Origin of the sequence: Flagellimonas alvinocaridis (assembly GCF_004916895.1) — a bacterium.
GTDB lineage: Bacteria > Bacteroidota > Bacteroidia > Flavobacteriales > Flavobacteriaceae > Flagellimonas > Flagellimonas alvinocaridis.
Window position 1 is genome coordinate 1 of sequence record NZ_SNTZ01000050.1, and the last position, 727, is coordinate 727.

General features: G+C 38.8%; 1 protein-coding gene. It reads right to left on the reverse strand.

The window, feature by feature from the left end; translation table 11 throughout:
- Positions 1-214: 214 nt before the first annotated feature.
- Entirely contained in the window at positions 215-694 is a 480-nt protein-coding gene (locus EZV76_RS17855; RefSeq protein ID WP_500683426.1) for a DNA-directed RNA polymerase subunit beta, read from the reverse strand.
- Positions 695-727 lie beyond the last annotated feature (33 nt).

The window sequence follows — 727 nt, forward strand, 5'->3', positions numbered from 1 at the left end:
GGACCAAAAATTCTTTCACAAAATAATCCATCTTTTTCCGGTTTATTGGTTTTGTAATGAAAAGTATAGGGTTTTGTCACCTCYCCAACTATCKCTCCATTAGGTAGGATTTTATTGGCCCAAGCACTTATTTGTTGAGGAGAAACTGATCCAATTYGGAGTTGTTGATGTTTATACCGGTCGATCATAGAAAAAAAGTTCTGATTCATTCCGATTAAGCTTCCTTCCTATTMATCTGAAAGTTCTTTTCAGATACAAGGAAATGATTCAGTTCTAGAGCCAAAGATCGTAGTTCTCTAACTAGTAATCGAAACGATTCTGGAGMATTCTCAGGATTASGTATTGTTCCTCMAATGATCGTAGTMCMAAGTACTTCCTGACGAGCTATAATATGAYCCGATTTATAAGTAAGCATCTCCTGTAAAATATGGGCAACACCAAATCCCTCTAGAGCCCAAACCTCCATTTCGCCTACCCGCTGTCCCCCTTGCTTGGCCCTTCCTCTAAGGGGTTGTTGTGTAACAAGTGCGTAATGYCCACTGGAACGCCCATGRATTTTATCATCAACTTGATGAATTAATTTCAAGATMTAAGGCTTTCCTATTATAACAGGTTGTTCAAAAGGATCTCCCGTYCTGCCATCAAATATTCTACTTTTTCCTGGATACTCRGGCTCAAATACCCATGGATTCACTGTTTGCTTACTGGCTTCATATAATTCAGAAAA